The sequence below is a fragment of the Pantoea sp. genome (assembly GCF_028283705.1).
Classification (GTDB): Bacteria; Pseudomonadota; Gammaproteobacteria; order Enterobacterales; family Enterobacteriaceae; genus Pantoea.
Window position 1 is genome coordinate 133430 of the sequence record NZ_JAPWKD010000034.1, and the last position, 19514, is coordinate 152943.

Sequence of the window (19514 nt, forward strand, 5' to 3'; positions counted from 1 at the left end):
CTAGTTTATTTTTTTTATCTCAATCTTAGATGAGTTTTTGCCATAAAAACATTTCTTGAATGTTATCTTGTTTTCAATGTTATCTTCGCAAAGTTTAGTGAATGCTTCGACATCTTTTTTGTCACTATTGACTCCAAATACAACTTCGCTTAATTTTCCTGGAAAGTCATAAAGTCCGCTTTTCTTTTCAAAGTAACGCCATTCCTTTTCATAACTCCAATCCAAAGTTTTTGTTGATAAAATGCTTCTAATGGATTGATCTTCAAAGGTGACTTTGTTTTCTGGTCTTCGATCGCCTGCATAAATTGTCAACTGCATACGCCCAAACTGATTAAGGTTTAACCTTGGCAGGGTGTCTAAATATTTAACGCGAGTGCAATACTTTTCATCATTAAGTTTAAAGTCCTCTTCGAATCCTAATGCTACCCCAGTATGGTTTTTTGAATAATGAGACCATAAAAGTGTGTTTAAGGGGTCTTCAGATAAACTAAAAATACCAACATTGCTTAGTGTATCCTGAATTGAAATGACTTTACCCTTAGGGTCTGAAAAACCGGTAGCTCCAACATCTATCATAAACTCATGTGCAACTCGTAATTTTCTATGTAAATCATCTTTTTTTTGGATTCTTTTGAGTAGCTTGCTTAAATCTTTTCCGGATAAACCGAAAAAATGCTCTCCATTTTTTTGACAATGACGAATTTGGTCTATGAACCCCATAAGTTGATACGTGTATGTTTCTTCTATATAGTGATTGATTTCTTTTTCACTAAATATAGGTGGTCTGCATTCTAATGGGTCATTTAAAGTAGAAGGGGTGGCAAGCCATATTTTCTTTGTTGTTATTATTTCATTTGTTCGTTTGCTAAAGTCTCGGTATTTATAAAGCATTTTATATTTTTACCAATTTAATTGTTGTGTGATAGGACTGGCATTTTTGAAAAGTGCCATGATGAGATATTTTGTACCATAATCCACACAAAGTTAAAAACTCCTATATGCTTTCGTGCCATGCCAGCATGTAGGAATGAATACACAACTCACCGAAATCATGCGCCTCATCACCAACCTGATCCGCACCGGGACCGTCTCGGCTGTGAATAAGGACAAATGGCTTTGCCGGGTGAAAACGGGCGACCTTGAAACCAACTGGATTAACTGGCTCACCTGTCGCGCCGGGAATACCCGCACCTGGTGGAAACCCACCGTGGGCGAGCAGGTTGTGCTGCTGAGTCTCGGTGGCAATCTGGAAACCGCCTTTGCGCTGCCTTCTGTTTATTCCGATGCCTTCCCGCCGCCTGACACTTCAGAGAACGGCACCACCACCGTGTTTCAGGATGGCGGCTGGTTCCAGTACGAACCTGAAACCGGCCAGCTGCTGATTAAGAACATCAAAAGCGTACTGATTGAAGCGGAAGACGGCATTCAGTTCAAAACGGGCCAGTTTGGCGTGACAGCGGACCAGACGCAGATTAACAGCGATACCGTGATGAACGGTGATGTGACGCAGGGCGGCGGTGAAATGAGTTCCAACGGCGTTGTCGCAGATAAACACAAACACGACGGCGTGAAACAGGGCAGCGATCTGTCAGGAGAGCCGCAATGACCATGTATATCGGTATGAACCGGCAGACCGGTGAAGCTATCACTGATATCGACCACATCCGCCAGTCTATGCGCGACATTCTGATCACCCCGGAAGGCAGCCGCATCGCCCGGCGTGAATACGGTTCCCTGCTGTCGGTGCTGATTGACCAGCCGCAAAACGAGGTAACGCGCCTTCAGGTGATGGCGGCAGTTTACACCGCCCTGTGTCGCTGGGAGCCGCGCGTGCGGCTGGACTCGGTGAGCATCACCAGCGCTTTTGACGGCTCAATGGTGGTCGAACTGACCGGCCAGCGGGCCGACGGTTCGCCGGTTTCCTTGTCCATTTCAACGGGGGTAAGCAGTGGCAGTAATTGACCTTTCACAGTTACCCGCACCGGAAGTGATCGAGGTGCCGGAATTTGAAACGCTGCTGACTGAGCGCAAAGAGGCACTGATCGCGCTCTACCCGGCGGATGAGCAGGCGGCGGGTAGAGCGCGTGCTGGCGCTGGAATCTGAACCGATGGTGAAAAGCCTCCAGGAAAGCGTCTATCGGGAAATCCTGCTGCGCCAGCGCATCAATGAAGCGGCGCAGGCCGTGATGGTGGCGTATGCACTCGGCAGCGATCTGGACCAGATGGCCGCCAGGTATAACGTTGAACGTCTCACGGTCACACCCGCCGACACCGAAGCGGTGCCGTCGGTGGATGCGGTGATGGAATCGGACGATGCGCTGCGCCTGCGGGTGCCCGCGGCCTTTGAGGGGCTGTCCGTTGCCGGTCCGACGGCGGCCTATGAATTTCACGCCCGCAGTGCTGACGGGCGCGTGTCGGACGTATCCGCGACCAGCCCGGCCCCGGCGGAGGTGGTGATCACCGTACTTAGCCGGGAGAATGACGGAAAAGCGGCAGATGATTTGCTGACTGTAGTGGACACTGCGCTTAACGCCGAAAGCGTGCGCCCGGTGGCGGACCGCGTGACCGTGCAGGGTGCGGAAATTTTCGATTACCGCGTGGAGGCGAAGCTGCACCTGTTTGATGGTGTGGCCGCGGGTCCCTGTCTGGAGGCGGCGAATGCCGCGATGACGGCCTATGTTGCTGACCAGAAAAAGCTGGGCCGCAGCGTGCGCCGTGAGTCCTACGGGGCAGTGCTGCGCGTGGCCGGTGTGGACTGGGTGGAAATCACCGAACCGGCGGCTGACATCATCATGGACCGCACCCAGGCCGGAAACTGCACGTCGGTGCTGGTCACGGTGGCGGACGATGAGGTGATGGCATGAGTCTGAACGACAGCCTGTTGCCCCCCGGTTCTTCCGTGCTTGAGCGTCGTCTGGCACAGGCGTGCAGCGGCATTTCCGGGCTGGATGTGCCGCTGCGCAACCTGTGGAATCCCGCCACCTGTCCGATTGCCTTTCTGCCTTATCTCGCCTGGGCGTTTTCGGTGGACCGCTGGGATGAAAGCTGGGCGGAAAGCGTTAAGCGTAAGGTGGTACAGGATGCGTTTTACATCCATCAGCACAAGGGCACCATCAGTGCGGTGCGCCGCGTGGTGGAGCCGTTCGGCTTTCTTATCCGGGTGATTGAGTGGTGGCAGACCGGCGAAACGCCCGGCACGTTCCGCCTGGATATCGGCGTGCAGGACCAGGGCATAACCGAGGAAACCTACAGCGAACTGGAGCGGCTCATCAGTGACGCGAAGCCATGCAGCCGTCATCTGCTGGGTATGTCCATTAATCTGCAGGTCAGTGGTGAAACACGCCTCACAGCCGCCAGCTATGACGGTGATGATCTCACCGTTTACCCCTACACCCCTGAACTTATCTCCGTCAGCGGCCCGGTTTACGGCGGCGCGGCGGTTCACGTTATCGATCTGCTGGAAGTGGGACCATGACACAGACTTATTACGCAATCGTCACCAACCTGGGCGCAGCGAAGATTGCCAACGCCGCCGCGCTGGGCACAAAACTGAACATCACACAGATGGCCGTGGGGGATGGTAACGGTGTGTTGCCGACACCGACCGCCACGCAGACGGCGCTGGTGCATGAGGTCCGGCGGGCTGCCATCAATACGCTGTCCATTGATAAAGACAATACCAGTCAGATGGTTGCCGAACAGATAATCCCGGAAACCGAAGGCGGATTCTGGATCAGGGAAATGGGGCTGTATGATGCAGACGGTACGCTGATTGCGGTCTGTAATACGCCGCCCACCTACAAGCCGACACTGCAGGAAGGCAGCGGACGTACGCAGACCGTGCGCATGATTATCATCGTGAACAGCACCGACGCCATCACACTGAAGATTGATCCGTCCGTGGTACTGGCAACGCGGCAGTACGTCGATAACGCCGTGATCGAGGTTAAAGCTTATGCTGATGACCTGCTGGCGAAACACGTTGCAGCAGCGAATCCCCACGCTCAGTACCTCCAGACGGCGAACGCCATGAAGGAAATAAAAGAGGCGGGTAAAACGGCTGATGCATTAAGCAATCTCGGTTTAAGCCTCCTGGGTGATGGCAGCGCAATGCCGGTCGGCGTTCCGTTGCCGTGGCCGACAGCAACCGCGCCTTCGGGCTGGATTAAGTGCAATGGGGCGTCATTCAGCGCAGCCACTTATCCCGAACTGGCGAAAGCGTATCCCGCGCTGAAACTGCCTGACCTGCGCGGGGAATTTCTTCGCGGCTGGGATGACGGGCGCGGCGTGGACAGCGGGCGCGCGTTACTGAGTCTTCAGGACCATGCGATGCAGCAGCATACCCATTACATGTACACGCAGGGCGCACTGGCCGGGAGCGTGTGGGCACCACTGGACAATGTTAATAACTCGCAGACTAACGGGGATTCGGCTGTCAGTAACGGCACCATTGGCGGCCAGTGGACATCACAGAGTAACGGCCCTGTGGGGAATTATGCGGCGGAAACCCGCCCGCGAAACGTCGCATTTAACTACATCGTGAGGGCTGCATAATGGCGAAAGTGACCTTTGATAAAAACGGGCTGGCGAAGACGTCCGGCACCCTGACCGTGTACAGTTATGACGCCGTCAGCGGCGGATTTACCGGAGCCTCTGACGAATATCTTTTGCAGGGGCTGGGCCTGCCCGCGAACGCCACCACAACCGCGCCGCCTGATGTAGCGGCAGGCAGTATCGCTGTCTGGCGTGATGACGTCTGGCAGACAGTCAGCGATCACCGTGGCGAGACGGTTTATTCAACGGCTGACGGTTCCCCCTGGGTGATAACGGAAACCGGTGATTATCCGGCGGATACCACAACGTTAAAACCTGCGAGCGGCTTCGATAAGTGGGACGGGGAAAAGTGGGTAACGGATGCTGACGCGCAGAAACTGGCTGATGTGGCAGAGGCCGATAAGCAAAAGAGCGCGCTAATCAGCAGCGCCAATGCCGTTACACAGGCATGGCAGACGCAGCTGATGCTCGGCATCATTACCGATGCGGATAAAGAAAAGCTCACCGAATGGATGAAATACATCCAGGCAGTGCAGGCCATTGATACCGGCAGTGCCCCGGATATCAGCTGGCCGGACAAACCGGAGTAATCATCAGGCCCGTTTCGGGCCTGTTTCTTTTGTGCCATCCCCCTTACAACGCCCACCGGATGCACCCGTGTCCGATAGCTTCCACCATAGCGAAACCCCTTAACCGGAGATTCGTTTTATGGCTCAGGATTACCACCACGGCGTGCGCGTTGAGGAAATCAACGAAGGCACCCGAACCATCACCACCGTCAGCACGGCGATTGTGGGCATGGTCTGCACCGGCGATGACGCCGACGCGGCCACATTCCCGCTTAACCGCCCGGTACTGTTAACCGATGTGCTGACCGCCAGCGGCAAGGCCGGGGAATCCGGCACGCTGGCCCGTTCACTGGACGCGATTGCCGACCAGGCCAAACCTGTCACCGTTGTGGTGCGCGTTCCCCAGGGGGAAACCGAGGCGGAAACCACCTCCAACATTATCGGCGGCGTGGTTAACGGGCAGCGCACCGGCATGAAAGCGCTGCTGGCCGCGCAGTCCGTTTGTGGCGTCAAACCGCGTATCCTCGGCGTGCCGGGGCATGATACGCAAGCTGTTGCCACCGAACTGCTGAGTGTGGCGCAGAGCCTGCGCGCCTTTTCCTACCTGTCGGCCTACGGCTGCGAAACGATGGAAGAGGCCATCGCCTACCGTGCCAACTTCAGCCAGCGCGAAGGGATGCTTATCTGGCCGGACTTTATCAGCTTTGACACCGTACTGAACGCAGATGCAGCAGCCTATGCCACAGCCCGCGCGCTCGGCCTGCGCGCCAAAATCGATGAACAGACCGGCTGGCACAAATCCCTTTCTAACGTTGGCGTGAACGGCGTCACCGGCATTTCAAAAGATGTGTTCTGGGATCTGCAGGACCCGGCTACCGATGCGGGCCTGCTGAACCAGAACGACATCACCACGCTGATCCGCAAAGACGGCTACCGCTTCTGGGGTTCGCGCTGCCTGAGTGACGATGCGCTGTTTGCATTTGAGAGCTACACCCGCACCGCACAGGTGCTGATGGACACGATTGCCGAAGCGCAGATGTGGGCAGTGGATGGCGCGCTGAACCCGTCGCTGGCCCGCGACATTATCGAGAGCATTCGCGCGAAGCTGCGCAGCCTGGTGAATCAGGGCTATCTCATCGGCGCGGACTGCTGGCTGGATGAAAGCGTGAACGACAAAGACACGCTGAAGGCCGGGAAACTGCTGATCGATTACGACTACACCCCGGTGCCGCCGCTGGAAAACCTGCTGCTGCGTCAGCGTATCACTGACCAGTACCTGGTGGATTTCGCCAGCCGCGTCAGCGCATAAGGAGACAGACCGATGGCATTACCCCGCAAACTCAAGCACCTGAACCTGTTCAACGCCGGTAACAACTGGCAGGGGCTGGTTGAATCCCTGACGCTGCCGAAAGTCACCCGCAAGTTTGAAAAGTATCGCGGCGGCGGCATGGCCGGTGCGGTGGATATCGATATGGGGCTGGATGACGGCGCGCTGGATACCGAATTCACCATTGGCGGCACCGAGTCCCTGCTGTTCAAACAGCTGGGTACGGCCACCGTGGACGGCATTCAGCTGCGCTTTACCGGCTCTCTCCAGCGCGACGACACGGGCGAAATTCAGGCGGTGGAACTGGTGGTGCGTGGCCGCCACAAAGAGCTGGATTCCGGCGAGTGGAAGACCGGCGAATCCAGCACCACCAAAGTGTCCGGCACCAACAGCTACGCGAAGCTGACCATCAACGGCGAAGTGCTTTACGAGATTGATCTCGTGAACATGATCCACATTGTGGATGGCACCGATCTGATGGAAGAACACCGTAACGCACTCGGCCTCTGATAACCCCGGCAGGGGAAACCCTGCCGCTTTTAACATCTTTAGCGGAACGTAATCATGACTGACAAAACCACCGAAAAAACCGTTGAGCTGGATACGCCCATCCAGCGCGGCAAGGAAACCATCACCCAGGTATTGCTGCGCAAGCCGCAGTCCGGCTCACTGCGCGGCACCCGCCTTCAGGCGCTGATGGACATGGACGTGAACGCCATGATGGTGGTGCTGCCGCGCATCAGTGTACCGGCGTTACAGCCACACGAAATCGTGGAAATGGACCCGGCGGACCTGCTTTCCCTGTCGGTGGAGGTGGTCACTTTTTTGTTGCCGAAGTCGGCGCTGTCGGCTTTCCCGACGGCCTGACGGTAGACGATTTAGTGGCGGATATCGCCACGGTGTTTCACTGGCCGCCCTCCGTTACGGACGATATGCCACTGCCCGAAGTGCTGGAGTGGCGGCACAGGGCAATTCTTCGCAGCGGAGCCGGTGACGATGAGTGACAAAAACCTGCGTATGCAGGTGGTATTAAGCGCGGTGGATAAAATCACCCGCCCCTTTCGCAACGCGCGTGACGGCTCTAAGGAGCTGTCCGCCGCCCTGAAGGCCAGCAAAGACAGCCTGAAAACGCTTAACGAGCAGGCTGGCCGTATTGATGGTTTTCGCAAAACCCGTTCCCAGCTTGCCATCACGGAAAAGAATCTGGCAACTGCCCGGCAGGAAGCGGCCGCGCTGGCAACGCAGTTTGCCGCAACGAACCGGCCCACGGCACAACAGGCCAGAGTGCTGGAGCAGGCAAAGACCCGCGCCAGTGAGCTACAGCAGACCTTTAACGGGCTGCGCCTGTCCGTGCAGCGTCAACGCGAGGCGCTGAACGCCGCCGGGATCGATACAAAGCAGCTGAGTGCAGCTCAACGCCGCCTGAAGACGGATGCAAACGCAGCCAGCGGAGCCATTGAGCGCCAGCAGGGAGAGCTGCGTAAGCTGGGCGAACGACAGCAGAAACTGGCCGCCATCCGGGCACGCCATGAAAAGACCACCGCAATGCGTAACAGCCTGGCCGGAAACGGCGCGGGCATGGTGGCAACCGGCGTGACCACCGGCATGACGATGCTGGCCCCGGTGCGTGCCTATGCCGAGTCGGAAGACGCCGCCACGCAGATGGCCGCCTCCCTGATGGGACCGGGGGCTAAAGTCGCGCCGGAGTTTGAGAAAATCAACCGGCTGGCCGTCAGCCTGGGCGACAAACTGCCCGGCACCACTGCGGACTTTCAGAACATGATGACCATGCTGCGACGTCAGGGCATGAGCGCGCAGGCGATTTTAGGCGGGCTGGGTGAAGCAACCGCCTATCTCGGCGTGCAGTTGAAAATGGCTCCCACCGATGCGGCAGAGTTTGCGGCGAAATTACAGGACGCCACGCAGACCAGTGAAAAGGACATGATGGCCCTGACTGACATCATTCAGAAGGGATTTTATGCGGGCGTTGATTCGGACAACATGCTCCAGGGCTTTTCTAAAATCGGCAGTGCGATGGACATCCTGCATCAGAAAGGTATCACCGCCGCAAAAACTTTTGCGCCGCTGCTGGTGATGGCCGATCAGGCGAGCATGGCCGGTGAGTCCGCAGGCAACGCCTACCGCAAGATTTTTCAGGCCACACTTAACAACACAAAGATAGGTAAGGCAAATAACGCACTGAAGGGAACAGGCATCGCGCTGAATTTTCAGAACAGTAAAGGCCAGTTTGCCGGACTGGAGAACCTTTATGCGCAGCTGGCGAAACTGAAAACAATCACCAATGACGGCAAGCGACAGTCGGTTATCAATACCCTTTTTGGCGATGACGCCGAAACCCTCCAGGCACTGAACATCATGATCAGCAAAGGGATTGATGGCTACCGCGAAACCGCTGCAAAACTGGAAAATCAGGCATCACTGCGCGAGCGTGTGGACGCCTCACTGAACACCCTGGGCAACAAATGGGAAGCCGCTACCGGTTCGTTTACTAACTCAATGGCCGCCATCGGGGAAACCGTTGCACCCGCGCTGAAACAACTGGCTGACTGGCTCGGCAACCTTGCCAGCGCGCTGGGTGAGTTCGTTAAGCAGCACCCGCAGCTGACGGCGGGATTGTTTAAGCTGGGTGCCGGGTTTGCTATTGCCGCCACGGCAGTGGGTGCCCTGTCACTGGCAGCTGCTGCAATTCTCGGCCCGCTGGCGCTGCTGCGCCTGAGTTGTGGCGTGCTGGGTATCAAAGCCGTCAGCGCCTTCAGCCTTATCCGTGGGGCAATGGGTATTGTCGGGAATGGCGTGCTGTGGCTGGGACGGCTGATGATGGCAAACCCCATTCTGGCAGTTATCGGTCTGATTGCTGCCGGTGCGCTGTATATCTGGCAGAACTGGGACACGCTGGGACCAAAACTCGCCGCGCTGTGGGACGCAATCAGCACAAAAGTGTCTGGTGTCTGGACGGCAATACGCACCTACATCAGCACTAAATGGGATGAAATCGTGGCGGATGTGCAGGCACTCCCCGCCCGATTCCAGGCTGCTGGCTCGCAGATGATTGACGGCCTGCTGGCAGGTGTCAGTGAGAAGTGGGATGCGCTGAAAAGCAAGCTGTCTTCACTCACCGACTACCTGCCGGACTTTCTGAAGCCGGGCGGGGATAAGACCGGCGTGCCGGTTGTGCCGGGCCGCAGCGAGAAATCCGCAACCGGCTTTGCCGGGCTGTATGACACCGGCGGGTTTATCCCGTCCGGGCAGTTCGGCATCGTGGGCGAGAACGGGCCGGAAATTGTGAACGGCCCGGCCAGTATCACCAGCCGCCGCCGCACCGCTTCGCTGGCTGCCTCTGCCGCGCTGGCAATGGGTGTTGCCGCCACGCCAGCCGCTGCCCGCCCGGTGCACCCGATGGCCCTGCCCGCGAAAGCGCAGACCGCAGCAGCAGGCACAGCCGGTGCCGGGCAGTCCGGGCCGCCGATCATCATGCAGGGTAAATACGATATCCATATTGTGCAGCAGCCGGGGCAGAACACGGGCGACCTGCTGGATGAGCTGATGCGCAGGCTGGAAGAAAAAGAGCGCCACGCGCAGGCACGGGCGCGCAGTTCCTACAGTGACCGGGGAGGGTTTGATTCATGATGATGACGCTGGGGTTATTCGTTTTTATGCTGAAGACGGTCCCTTACCAGCAGCTGCAACTCCAGCGCAGCTGGCGGTTTCCGACCAACAACCGGGTTGGCTTTCGCCCTTCCGTGCAGTTCCTCGGACCGGATAACGACACCGTGACGCTGTCCGGCGTGCTGCTGCCGGAAATCACCGGCGGGCGGCTGTCGCTGTTTGCGCTGGAACAGATAGCCGAGCTGGGGCGTGCGTGGCCGCTGATTGAGGGGAGCGGGACGATTTACGGCATGTTCGTGATTGAGAGCCTGAGCCAGACAAAAGCGGAGTTTTTCAGTAACGGCGTCTGCCGTCGTATTGAGTTCACGCTCACGCTAAAACGTACCGATGAGTCGCTGGGTGAGATGTTCGGCAGCCTCAGCGACCAGCTGACGGCAATCAAAAGCGCGGCCACCAGTGCCGCCGGTCAGTTAACGTCTGCTGTGGGTGGGCTGCTGTCATGACCGGTGCAGAATGGGTAACAGGGGCCGCTAACGCGCCCGCGTTCCGGCTGACGCTGGAAGGGGCTGACATCACGCAGAAGATTGAGAAACGGCTTATCAGCCTGACTCTGACGGACAACCGGGGATTTGAGGCCGACCAGCTGGATATTGAGCTGGACGACGCCGACGGCCAGTTACAGCTGCCGCGTAGGGGCGTGGTGCTCTCGCTGGCGCTGGGCTGGCAGGGGCAGCTGCTGACACCAAAGGGAAGTTACACCGTGGACGAAATCGAGCACACCGGCAGCCCTGACCGGCTTGTCCTTCGTGCCCGCAGCGCGGATTTTCGGGAAACGCTGAATACCCGGCGTGAAAAGTCATGGCATGACACCACCGTGGGCGACATGGTGAAAGAGATTGCGGCCAGGCACAAACTGGACATGGCGCTGGGTGATGACGTGGCAAAGATGGCGATTGACCATCTGGACCAGACCAACGAATCAGACGCCAGCTTCCTGATGCGGCTGGCGCGTCAGTGCGGTGCGATTGCCTGCGTAAAAAACGGCAACCTGCTGTTTATCCGTCAGGGGCAGGGGAAAACGGCCAGCGGCAAAGTCCTGCCGGTGATGACGTTGCAGCGCAAAGATGGCGACAGCCACCGCTTTACCCTGGCTGACCGTGACGCCTACACCGGCGTGATTGCCAGCTGGCTGCATACGCGTGAACCGGAAAAGAAAGAAGTGACAAAGGTGAAGCGTCGCCACAAAACCAGCACAGCAACGAATAAGGAGCCGGAAGCTAAACAGGGCGACTACCTGATCGGGACGGATGAAAACGTGCTGGTGCTGAGCAGGACTTATGCCACCAGGGCAAACGCCGAGCGAGCCGCCAAAATGCAGTGGGAGCGTCTGCAACGCGGCGTTGCGACGTTCTCCATTCAGCTGGCGCGTGGCCGTGCTGATCTCTACACGGAAATGCCGGTAAAGGTAAGCGGGTTTAAACAGCAGATTGATGGCGGGGAATGGATTATCACAACGCTGACGCACAGCCTGAGTGACAGCGGATTTACCACCAGTATGGATCTTGAAGTAAAAATTGATTCTCTTGAAATGGAATGAATACTATCGCAAAAGGGAAATAATGATTAATATCCATCTCAATTGGGATTGCGGAGGCGTTAAAATGATGAATTGTCCACTGTGCGGAAATGCCGCACATACACGAAGCAGCTTTCAGGTATCGGCAACAACCAAAGAACGTTATAACCAGTGCCAGAACATCAATTGCAGTTGCACCTTCAAATCTCATGAGACAGTGTCAGAGATCATCATGAAACCGGGCAGCGTTAAACCTGTGCCGCCGCATCCAGGAAGAAACCAGCAGCAACCACTGTGGTTGTGAGCATTACGGAAAACGGTGTAGTCCATGGGCTAGGTTATTAGAGTCAGATAAGGTTCTTTGAAAAGCAGTCTCAGCCAGCTAAGAGGCGTTGCAGCAACAGAGATAAAACACAAATAACGAGGCCCAGTAATGAAGTTTTATTTTAAGTGCCTTAGTGATTTGTCTGATTGATAAGGTCTTGTGCTGAGAATAGATTAGATGGGCATTCTTTCGATTTACTATCTGTATTTTCTTTATATCCATCTAACAATAATCTGGAGCACTACACATGATAAAGCAAGCACTATTGGTACTTACTCGTTTGCCAACTGAAGATGATATAGAAAATGATTGCTCAGGAATTGAGCTAATGTCCTTCTCCGAGGGTTTCAATGCAAATTTGGTTTCCGGTTTGATTGCAAGGGTCAATTGGGAATATGACCACGAAAGCAATAGTGACTGGATCGAACTTGGTGGCTGGCAATGGCATCATAACTCAAAGGTTGATTGGTATCAGTTAGTTAAACCTTAATTACATGTTAGGCCGCAGATTTTGCGGCCTAACTTTTTGGATAACCTATGAGAGCTTCCCGAAAGCAGATAACATTTTTCACCCTTATGGAGTGTGCTATCGACACCAAGCGGAAAGGTTGCATGACGATGCGATCAGTCAAAGTGAAAAACAGACATTAAACTTTCTGTTATTACGCTAATTCCCATGGCAAATCTTTGCGTCCATTTACAGGTCTAAGAACACCATCGTCTCTCAATTGTTGAGCTGCCCAACGAATATCATATTGCCACGTATATAACATATCACCTGAGCACTTGAGTATTGACTCATAGTTATCCCAAACATATTTTGAGACCTCACGGGGCCAGGCGCTGCCATTTCGTTCTTGAAGGCACTCAATGATCCATTGTTTCATGCTTTCTCTGGTTACCATCATATTTCCTAATTAAGATATCTTAAAATACGGTTGACTAAGCGATTGAATCAAAATGGAATGATGATCTGAACCTGTTGATTAACACAGAGCACATTTTGTGACGTTAGTTCCTGAAACCAAACGTTAGTTCAAATCATCTATTGACTAGATATCAGACTAACTCTTATGCATCCCCATAAACAACATGGATTTCTTTCCAGTAAGCACCTTTAAGAGTTGTGTGAAACAAGCAGGTGGATCAGTTCAACACGACTAGCACTGGCAGTGGGGGAGGGTGAAAAAATCTGCTGCCATTTTGCTGCCAATCGATTTTTTGGCTACAAAAAAACCGCTTCGGAGAGCGGCTTAATTGCATGATATTTATCACTAAATTTGGTGGCCCCTGCTGGGTTTGAACCAGCGACCAAGCGATTATGAGTCGCCTGCTCTAACCACTGAGCTAAGGGGCCAGCGGAGCGGGGATTATAAAGTATCTCGCCAGGGCGATCCAGCCATTGATAGCTGGTTGCTGAAAATTAAACCAACCTCTGACTCTTTGATATCAATGAGAAAATTCGCAGATCCCACGGCCATTGTTGCAAAAATAACCTAATCTGCAGATGATTCTGAGACAGGGCGGGAAAGCCCTGTCTCTCATTACCATCGTGCTTACTGATAACGTGATGCCGGTTTATTCCGGGATAAGTATGGCTGGAGTGCCACACGCGCATTGTCGAAGTCATGCCACAGGTCAGTATTCTCCAGCGATGGGATGGTTACCAGTTCACCAGCGTCGAGCCCGCGCAGGGCAGCACTGACCAGATCCTCAACCTCCATCAACATCTCTGCCGGAAATGCCGTAATCGGAGTGCCCGAACGATCAAAAATCTCAGTACGGGTCGCGCCGGGGAGAACCGCCTGTACATGCACACCGCTATCAACCAGCTCGCGCTGCATGGCGCGCGTCAGTGTGAGCACAAAGGATTTGGTCGCATTGTAGGCACCGTTGAACTGTTCATGTATCAGTGACAGCACGGAAGCAATATTGATAATGGTGCCGTGGCCACGCGCACGAAATGCCTGTGCAGCAGTGTGGGCCAGTTGGGTAGGAGCCACGATATTCAACGCCAGCATGGTTTGAATGCGTTCCAGGTCAGCATCGATAAATTCCCCTTCGACGCTCATACCTGCGTTATTCAGCAGCAACGTGATGTGGTGATTTTCACGTAGTTCCTGTTCGATACGCTGTAAATCCTGTGTTTTGGTGAGATCCGCAGGTAAGACGCTGACTTCCACGCCAGCCGATTCACGTAAGCTCTGCGCCAGTGCATTCAGACGAGCGACATCGCGTGCCACCAGAATCAGGTTATAGCCGCGGGCGGCCAGTTGTTTTGCGTAGGTAGCGCCAATACCGCTGGATGCGCCGGTGATCAAAGCCAGTTGAGATGATGACATGGTCGATTCCTCGAAATGATGGTTATCATATTTGACGTGCTAAATATGACGCTCATAATATTTGTCGTCAAGCTGGAATATGATGGTCGTAATAATTACTATGATTGCCGTAACTGATGAACCGGAGAGCAGAGGATGGAAAAGCTGAGTCACAAAGCGCGCACGCGTCAGCGCATTCTGGATGAGGCAGCCAAAGTGATGCGTGAATGCGGCACGGAAAGCATCGGTGTTGCGTCGTTGATGAAGCGCGTTGGTTTAACGCATGGCGGTTTCTATGCTCATTTCGCTTCACGTGATGTGTTGGTAGAAGCGGTGATTGCTCAGATGTTTGCTGATTCCGCACAACGATTAGCGGCGATTGTGCAGATTGAGGATCCGGCACAGCGTTTGAACCAGCTGATCGATAATTATCTCTCCGATGTGCATCGCGTCACACCGGGTGAGGGCTGTCCGCTCCCCGCACTTGCCAGCGAGATGGCGCATTTGCCACTTGAGGCTCGGACGCTATTTTCACAGCGGCGCGAAGTGGTGCGTCAGAGACTGGCTCAGCCACTACAGGAACTCGGCAATCCTCAGGCGGATAGGCTGGCCGCCAGCATCCTGGCTGAAATGGTTGGTGCGATGGCGCTGGCACGCGCCTGCCCGGATGATACTGAGGCGAGTCAGATTCTGGCTGACAGTCGCCTGTCCGTGAAACAGCGTGCAGGGTTGAAGCCGGCATGAGTGATCACAATATTCGCGACATCATCGCTCCACATTTACAGGTGCTGTTCTGCGGCATCAATCCGGGTCATTCCTCGGCGCATACTGGCTTTCATTTTGCCCATCCGGGCAATCGCTTCTGGAAGGTGATTCATCTGGCAGGATTCACCCATGAACAGCTTAAGCCGGAACAGGAACAGCGGCTGCTGGAGACCAGCTGCGGCATTACTATGCTGGTGGAAAGACCAACGGTGCAGGCGACGGAATTGGCTGGGGATGAGCTGCGTGATGGTGGCAGTCGATTGCAGGAGAAAGTGCTGAACTATCAGCCGCGTGCATTGGCGGTGTTAGGAAAAGATGCGTTCCAGCGCGCATTTCGTCAGCGCAAAGTGGAGTGGGGTGAGCAGCCACACACTCTCGGCAATACCCGGCTGTGGGTGTTGCCCAATCCGAGTGGCCTGAATCGTGCTTCGCTGGAGGAGATGGCCGCTGCTTATCGACAACTTTATCTATGGTTGCAGAAAAGCGAGTGAAATAAAAAACCCCGGCGAGCCGGGGTTTTTTTATCTCAGACCGATTAGTCGTCAAGGAAGCTACGCAGCACTTCGGAACGGCTTGGATGACGCAGTTTACGCAGCGCCTTGGCTTCAATCTGACGAATACGCTCACGCGTTACATCAAACTGCTTGCCTACCTCTTCCAGCGTGTGGTCGGTATTCATATCGATACCGAAACGCATACGCAGTACCTTCGCTTCACGCGCGGTCAGGCCAGCCAGTACGTCGTGGGTGGCAGAACGCAGGCTCTCAGAAGTTGCAGAGTCCAGCGGCAGCTCCAGCGTGGTGTCCTCGATAAAATCGCCCAGATGTGAATCTTCATCATCACCGATCGGCGTCTCCATAGAGATTGGCTCTTTGGCAATTTTCAGCACTTTGCGGATTTTATCTTCCGGCATCAGCATACGCTCAGCCAGTTCTTCCGGCGTCGGCTCGCGGCCCATTTCCTGCAACATCTGGCGCGAAATACGGTTGAGCTTGTTGATGGTCTCAATCATATGCACCGGAATACGGATGGTACGCGCCTGGTCGGCGATAGAACGGGTGATAGCCTGACGGATCCACCAGGTGGCATAAGTTGAGAACTTATAACCACGACGATATTCAAACTTATCAACCGCCTTCATCAGACCGATGTTGCCTTCCTGAATCAGGTCGAGGAATTGCAGACCACGGTTGGTGTATTTCTTAGCGATTGAAATCACCAGACGCAGGTTAGCTTCCACCATTTCTTTCTTCGCACGACGCGCTTTGGCTTCGCCGATAGACATACGACGGTTGATGTCCTTCACCTGCTCGATGGTCAAACCGGTTTCTTCTTCAATCTGGAGCAGCTTCTGCAGGCAACGCATGACGTCGTCCTGCACTTCCAGCAGTTTTTCCGACCACGGCTTGTTCATCGCCAGCGCGGCTTTGAACCAGCTTTCACTGGTTTCATTACCGGTGAACAGGGTGATGAAGTTTTTCTTCGGCATTTTGCACAGTTCAACACACAGCTTCATGATGATGCGTTCTTGAGTACGCACGCGCTCCATCATTTCACGCATGTTATTTACCAGGTAGTCGAACTGCTTCGGTACCAGGCGGAACTGTTTAAACACTTCAGAAAGGTTCTGAATTTCGGCAACCGCGTCGGCGTGGCTGCGGCCTTTGGCCTTGATCACCGTACGGGTGGTTTCGTACTGGGTGCGCAGCTCAACGAATTTCTCACGCGCCAGTTCCGGATCGATAGAGTTATCGTCATCAGAACTGTCGTCGTCGCTCTCTTCGTCGTCTTCATCGTCGTCATCGCGGTCTTCTTCAGACAGCTCAGAACCCACGTGAGTGGCGGTAGGGGCCAGATCTTCTTCAGCGTTCGGATCGACAAAACCGGTGATCAGGTCGGACAGACGTGATTCGCCTGCTTCAACACGATCGTACTGATCGAGCAGATAGGTGATTGCTTCCGGATATTCTGCAACGGAGCACTGAACCTGGTTGATGCCGTCTTCGATGCGTTTAGCGATGTCAATTTCGCCTTCACGCGTCAGCAGTTCAACAGTCCCCATTTCGCGCATGTACATGCGCACTGGGTCGGTGGTACGGCCAATTTCAGATTCAACGCTGGATAACACCTGAGCGGCGGCTTCCGCAGCATCTTCGTCAGTATCGGCACTGTTTTCATTCAGCATCAGATCATCGGCATCAGGGGCTTCTTCCACCACCTGAATACCCATATCGTTAATCATCTGGATGATGTCTTCGATCTGATCGGAGTCGACGATATCTTCCGGCAGATGGTCATTGACCTCAGCATAGGTCAGATAGCCCTGCTCCTTACCACGGGTGACAAGTAGCTTAAGCTGTGACTGCGGGTTTTGCTCCATAAGACGGTATCCACACTTCTGTTAATTAGATTGGTGTCGGTCGGCAGCGAGCCAACAATAACAGTGAAGGCGTTGTGTTTTTGCCGCTGCCTTCGTCGCGGCCAGGGCATTTGCCCTCTGATATTCGGCACTTAAGCCGCTTGGATGCTTTTTTCGGGCCAGGCTTCTCGCCTGGTTCCGCTAATGCTTATCGCCCCGGTTCCCTGCCATTTTAACGGTATCGGCAACCAGAGCGTCTAAAACGGTTATTTCTTTGCCAGTGCCTGGCTCAGTGCCCAGAATTCGCGGCGTTCGGCAGCACTTAATCCTTCGGTACGATCGCGTGCAATGAGCGCTTCAAGACGCTGTTCCAGCGCGGAATCGTAAAGACTCGCCAGAGAATCCTGGAACACCGTTTCCGCCTCTTCATCCACTATCATGTGGTTCCAGGTGGCCAGTGTTTCAAGGGTCTGACTAAAATTTGTCCCGCGATATAACTCTAGTAGCTGTCCGGTCGTCAGGCCAGGATTCTCACAACAACGGCTGACTAACTCCACAAACAGCGGTAAACCCGCCATTTTTGACTGCTCCAGACCTTCGAGAGCAGGTACCATGGCGGCAAATTGCGGGTTCTGCACCAGTAACGCCACCAGCACGCGCATGGTTGTGCGCTTCAGCGGTGGTGCGGTGGGTGCGGCTCCACTCTCAGCCTGCTTCGGCAATAACTTCTCTAACTGGTTATCGTCAAGAATGCCGAGTTTATTACCTAATTCCTGACGCATATAAATACGCAAGGTTTCACCGGGGATCTGCCTGATCAACGGTAACGCCAGCGTACTCAGGCGTGCTTTACCGTCGCGCGTACTCAGATCAACCTGCGGCAGCAGGCTGTCGAACAGAAACGTGGAGAGCGGCATAGCCTGCTCCATCCTTGATTCAAACGCGGCTTTGCCTTCTTTGCGCACCAGCGTGTCCGGGTCCTCGCCATCAGGCAAAAACATAAAGCGTAGCTGACGACCGTCATTCATGTAAGGCAATGCGGTTTCGAGTGCACGCCAGGCGGCTTCACGGCCGGCACGGTCACCGTCGTAACAGCAAATCACGTTTTCCGTCGAGCGAAACAGCAGCTGAATATGTTCCGCAGTGGTCGAAGTTCCCAGCGAGGCAACGGCATAATCAATGCCGAACTGCGCCAGGGCCACCACATCCATATACCCTTCCACCACCAGCAGACGAGCCGGTTGCGGATGATTTTTCAGCGCTTCATACAGGCCATACAACTGACGACCTTTATGGAAAATCGGTGTTTCCGGCGAGTTCAGGTATTTCGGCGTATCGTTGCCCAGCACACGGCCACCAAAACCAATCACCCGGCCGCGTTTATCGCGAATCGGAAACATGACCCGGTCGCGAAAACGATCGTAAGTGCGGCCTTTGTCATTGCTGACCAGCATGCCTGCTTCCATCAGCGACTCACGATCCTCTTTCTGCTGACCAAAACGCTTCAGCGCGTTATCCCAGCCGGGCGGTGCATAGCCAATGGCAAAGTGATCAATCACTTGCTGGCTAAGGCCACGCGTGGCGAGATATTGCTGAGCGGGCTGGGCCTGCGATTGACGCAGACTCTGCTGATAGAAGGTGTTCAGACCTTCCAGCAGCTGATAAAGGCTTTGGCGCTGATGGCGTTCCATCTGGCTGGGGCCGTTGCCCGCTTCATAAGGCACTTCAAGGCCGTGCTGTGTGGCCAGTTCCTCAATGCTTTCGACAAACTCCAGACGATCGAAATTCATCAGGAAGTCGATAGCATTGCCATGGGCACCACAGCCGAAGCAGTGATAAAACTGCTTATCACCGTTTACGGTGAAAGAGGGGGTTTTCTCGTTATGGAATGGGCAGCACGCATGATAGTTCTTACCCTGCTTTTTCAGCTTAACGCGGGCATCGATAAGGTCCACGATGTCCGTGCGGGCAAGTAAGTCATTGATAAATACGCGTGGAATTCGTCCAGCCATAAGCCCCGGTTTTTCAGCTCATAAACGGCAACAAGCCGCGCTTCCTTTCGGAAAGCACGGCCTCTTACTTGACTCTGTC

The 19514-nt window shown here is 54.7% G+C and carries 21 protein-coding genes, 1 tRNA gene and 1 pseudogene; 17 read left to right on the forward strand and 6 right to left on the reverse strand.

The genetic code is table 11. The features are described 5' to 3' along the window. The gene (locus tag PW844_RS27420) at positions 1–891 is read right to left on the reverse strand and encodes a DUF2971 domain-containing protein (RefSeq protein WP_299459010.1); all 891 of its coding nucleotides are present in this window, start codon (positions 889–891) and stop codon (positions 1–3) included. A 136-nt stretch (positions 892–1027) separates the two neighbouring features. Between PW844_RS27420 and PW844_RS27425 the strand changes: the two genes are divergently transcribed. From PW844_RS27425 to PW844_RS27495, 15 genes and pseudogenes are all read left to right on the forward strand, one after another. Further along, positions 1028–1606 carry a phage baseplate assembly protein V gene (locus PW844_RS27425; protein WP_299459012.1) on the forward strand — a complete coding sequence of 193 codons (579 nt, stop codon included), beginning with the start codon at positions 1028–1030 and terminating at the stop codon, positions 1604–1606. After that, entirely contained in the window at positions 1603–1962 is a 360-nt protein-coding gene (locus tag PW844_RS27430; RefSeq protein ID WP_299459014.1) for a GPW/gp25 family protein, read from the forward strand. Before PW844_RS27425 ends, PW844_RS27430 begins: the two co-directional genes overlap by 4 nt. Beyond that, a pseudogene (locus PW844_RS27435) lies at positions 1949–2864 on the forward strand (baseplate J/gp47 family protein). Before PW844_RS27430 ends, PW844_RS27435 begins: the two are co-directional and overlap by 14 nt. Next, positions 2861–3475 (forward strand): phage tail protein I, encoded by a 615-nt coding sequence (locus tag PW844_RS27440; RefSeq protein WP_299459016.1) that lies wholly within the window; start codon positions 2861–2863, stop codon positions 3473–3475. Before PW844_RS27435 ends, PW844_RS27440 begins: the two are co-directional and overlap by 4 nt. Continuing rightward, positions 3472–4554: a phage tail protein gene (locus PW844_RS27445; RefSeq protein ID WP_299459018.1), complete on the forward strand. Its 1083-nt coding sequence runs from the start codon at positions 3472–3474 to the stop codon at positions 4552–4554. Before PW844_RS27440 ends, PW844_RS27445 begins: the two co-directional genes overlap by 4 nt. Beyond that, on the forward strand, positions 4554–5144 hold the full coding sequence (locus tag PW844_RS27450) for a tail fiber assembly protein (RefSeq protein ID WP_299459019.1): 591 nt from the start codon (positions 4554–4556) through the stop codon (positions 5142–5144). The genes PW844_RS27445 and PW844_RS27450 overlap by 1 nt, the downstream gene beginning before the upstream one ends. A gap of 118 nt (positions 5145–5262) precedes the next feature. Further along, positions 5263–6432: a phage tail sheath protein gene (locus tag PW844_RS27455; protein ID WP_299459020.1), complete on the forward strand. Its 1170-nt coding sequence runs from the start codon at positions 5263–5265 to the stop codon at positions 6430–6432. Positions 6433–6444: 12 nt separating this feature from the next. Then, a complete protein-coding gene (locus PW844_RS27460) occupies positions 6445–6960 on the forward strand; it encodes a phage major tail tube protein (protein ID WP_299459021.1) in 516 nt (171 codons plus the stop codon). A gap of 54 nt (positions 6961–7014) precedes the next feature. Then, positions 7015–7317 carry a phage tail assembly protein gene (locus PW844_RS27465; RefSeq protein WP_299459022.1) on the forward strand — a complete coding sequence of 101 codons (303 nt, stop codon included), beginning with the start codon at positions 7015–7017 and terminating at the stop codon, positions 7315–7317. A 14-nt stretch (positions 7318–7331) separates the two neighbouring features. Continuing rightward, the gene (locus PW844_RS27470) at positions 7332–7454 is read left to right on the forward strand and encodes a GpE family phage tail protein (protein WP_013510557.1); all 123 of its coding nucleotides are present in this window, start codon (positions 7332–7334) and stop codon (positions 7452–7454) included. After that, a complete protein-coding gene (locus PW844_RS27475) occupies positions 7447–10098 on the forward strand; it encodes a phage tail tape measure protein (protein ID WP_299459023.1) in 2652 nt (883 codons plus the stop codon). Before PW844_RS27470 ends, PW844_RS27475 begins: the two co-directional genes overlap by 8 nt. Further along, positions 10095–10580, forward strand: a complete 486-nt coding sequence (locus tag PW844_RS27480) for a phage tail protein (protein WP_299459025.1) — start codon at positions 10095–10097, stop codon at positions 10578–10580. The genes PW844_RS27475 and PW844_RS27480 overlap by 4 nt, the downstream gene beginning before the upstream one ends. Continuing rightward, positions 10577–11674 (forward strand): phage late control D family protein, encoded by a 1098-nt coding sequence (locus PW844_RS27485; protein WP_299459027.1) that lies wholly within the window; start codon positions 10577–10579, stop codon positions 11672–11674. Before PW844_RS27480 ends, PW844_RS27485 begins: the two co-directional genes overlap by 4 nt. Before the next feature lie 64 nt (positions 11675–11738). After that, positions 11739–11957 carry an ogr/Delta-like zinc finger family protein gene (locus PW844_RS27490; protein WP_013510553.1) on the forward strand — a complete coding sequence of 73 codons (219 nt, stop codon included), beginning with the start codon at positions 11739–11741 and terminating at the stop codon, positions 11955–11957. A gap of 268 nt (positions 11958–12225) precedes the next feature. Beyond that, positions 12226–12468: a hypothetical protein gene (locus PW844_RS27495; RefSeq protein WP_299459029.1), complete on the forward strand. Its 243-nt coding sequence runs from the start codon at positions 12226–12228 to the stop codon at positions 12466–12468. A gap of 172 nt (positions 12469–12640) precedes the next feature. On the opposite strand, the gene PW844_RS27500 is transcribed toward PW844_RS27495, so the two are convergent. From PW844_RS27500 to PW844_RS27510, 3 genes are all read right to left on the reverse strand, one after another. Then, on the reverse strand, positions 12641–12865 hold the full coding sequence (locus PW844_RS27500) for a hypothetical protein (protein ID WP_299459031.1): 225 nt from the start codon (positions 12863–12865) through the stop codon (positions 12641–12643). A gap of 394 nt (positions 12866–13259) precedes the next feature. Then, positions 13260–13335: transfer RNA gene (locus PW844_RS27505), tRNA-Ile, on the reverse strand. A gap of 199 nt (positions 13336–13534) precedes the next feature. Continuing rightward, positions 13535–14320: an SDR family oxidoreductase gene (locus tag PW844_RS27510; RefSeq protein ID WP_299459033.1), complete on the reverse strand. Its 786-nt coding sequence runs from the start codon at positions 14318–14320 to the stop codon at positions 13535–13537. Positions 14321–14455: 135 nt separating this feature from the next. On the opposite strand from PW844_RS27510, the gene PW844_RS27515 reads away from it, so the two are divergent. Further along, a complete protein-coding gene (locus PW844_RS27515) occupies positions 14456–15043 on the forward strand; it encodes a TetR/AcrR family transcriptional regulator (RefSeq protein WP_299459035.1) in 588 nt (195 codons plus the stop codon). Further along, positions 15040–15555 (forward strand): G/U mismatch-specific DNA glycosylase, encoded by a 516-nt coding sequence (mug, locus tag PW844_RS27520; RefSeq protein WP_299459037.1) that lies wholly within the window; start codon positions 15040–15042, stop codon positions 15553–15555. The genes PW844_RS27515 and mug overlap by 4 nt, the downstream gene beginning before the upstream one ends. A 44-nt stretch (positions 15556–15599) precedes the next feature. On the opposite strand, the gene rpoD is transcribed toward mug, so the two are convergent. Together rpoD and dnaG are read right to left on the reverse strand one after the other, a co-directional pair. Then, positions 15600–17444 carry an RNA polymerase sigma factor RpoD gene (gene rpoD / locus PW844_RS27525; RefSeq protein WP_013510546.1) on the reverse strand — a complete coding sequence of 615 codons (1845 nt, stop codon included), beginning with the start codon at positions 17442–17444 and terminating at the stop codon, positions 15600–15602. Between the two features lie 245 nt (positions 17445–17689). Continuing rightward, on the reverse strand, positions 17690–19435 hold the full coding sequence (dnaG, locus tag PW844_RS27530; RefSeq protein WP_299459041.1) for a DNA primase: 1746 nt from the start codon (positions 19433–19435) through the stop codon (positions 17690–17692). Positions 19436–19514: the final 79 nt, after the last annotated feature.

Bases quoted from the DNA above. Each gene is read 5' to 3' on its own strand.
- PW844_RS27420 (WP_299459010.1), bottom strand. From the start codon at position 891: ATGCTTTATAAATACCGAGACTTTAGCAAACGAACAAATGAAATAATA.
- PW844_RS27425 (WP_299459012.1), top strand. From the start codon at position 1,028: ATGAATACACAACTCACCGAAATCATGCGCCTCATCACCAACCTGATC.
- PW844_RS27430 (WP_299459014.1), top strand. From the start codon at position 1,603: ATGACCATGTATATCGGTATGAACCGGCAGACCGGTGAAGCTATCACT.
- PW844_RS27440 (WP_299459016.1), top strand. From the start codon at position 2,861: ATGAGTCTGAACGACAGCCTGTTGCCCCCCGGTTCTTCCGTGCTTGAG.
- PW844_RS27445 (WP_299459018.1), top strand. From the start codon at position 3,472: ATGACACAGACTTATTACGCAATCGTCACCAACCTGGGCGCAGCGAAG.
- PW844_RS27450 (WP_299459019.1), top strand. From the start codon at position 4,554: ATGGCGAAAGTGACCTTTGATAAAAACGGGCTGGCGAAGACGTCCGGC.
- PW844_RS27455 (WP_299459020.1), top strand. From the start codon at position 5,263: ATGGCTCAGGATTACCACCACGGCGTGCGCGTTGAGGAAATCAACGAA.
- PW844_RS27460 (WP_299459021.1), top strand. From the start codon at position 6,445: ATGGCATTACCCCGCAAACTCAAGCACCTGAACCTGTTCAACGCCGGT.
- PW844_RS27465 (WP_299459022.1), top strand. From the start codon at position 7,015: ATGACTGACAAAACCACCGAAAAAACCGTTGAGCTGGATACGCCCATC.
- PW844_RS27475 (WP_299459023.1), top strand. From the start codon at position 7,447: ATGAGTGACAAAAACCTGCGTATGCAGGTGGTATTAAGCGCGGTGGAT.
- PW844_RS27480 (WP_299459025.1), top strand. From the start codon at position 10,095: ATGATGATGACGCTGGGGTTATTCGTTTTTATGCTGAAGACGGTCCCT.
- PW844_RS27485 (WP_299459027.1), top strand. From the start codon at position 10,577: ATGACCGGTGCAGAATGGGTAACAGGGGCCGCTAACGCGCCCGCGTTC.
- PW844_RS27490 (WP_013510553.1), top strand. From the start codon at position 11,739: ATGATGAATTGTCCACTGTGCGGAAATGCCGCACATACACGAAGCAGC.
- PW844_RS27495 (WP_299459029.1), top strand. From the start codon at position 12,226: ATGATAAAGCAAGCACTATTGGTACTTACTCGTTTGCCAACTGAAGAT.
- PW844_RS27500 (WP_299459031.1), bottom strand. From the start codon at position 12,865: ATGAAACAATGGATCATTGAGTGCCTTCAAGAACGAAATGGCAGCGCC.
- PW844_RS27510 (WP_299459033.1), bottom strand. From the start codon at position 14,320: ATGTCATCATCTCAACTGGCTTTGATCACCGGCGCATCCAGCGGTATT.
- PW844_RS27515 (WP_299459035.1), top strand. From the start codon at position 14,456: ATGGAAAAGCTGAGTCACAAAGCGCGCACGCGTCAGCGCATTCTGGAT.
- mug (WP_299459037.1), top strand. From the start codon at position 15,040: ATGAGTGATCACAATATTCGCGACATCATCGCTCCACATTTACAGGTG.
- rpoD (WP_013510546.1), bottom strand. From the start codon at position 17,444: ATGGAGCAAAACCCGCAGTCACAGCTTAAGCTACTTGTCACCCGTGGT.
- dnaG (WP_299459041.1), bottom strand. From the start codon at position 19,435: ATGGCTGGACGAATTCCACGCGTATTTATCAATGACTTACTTGCCCGC.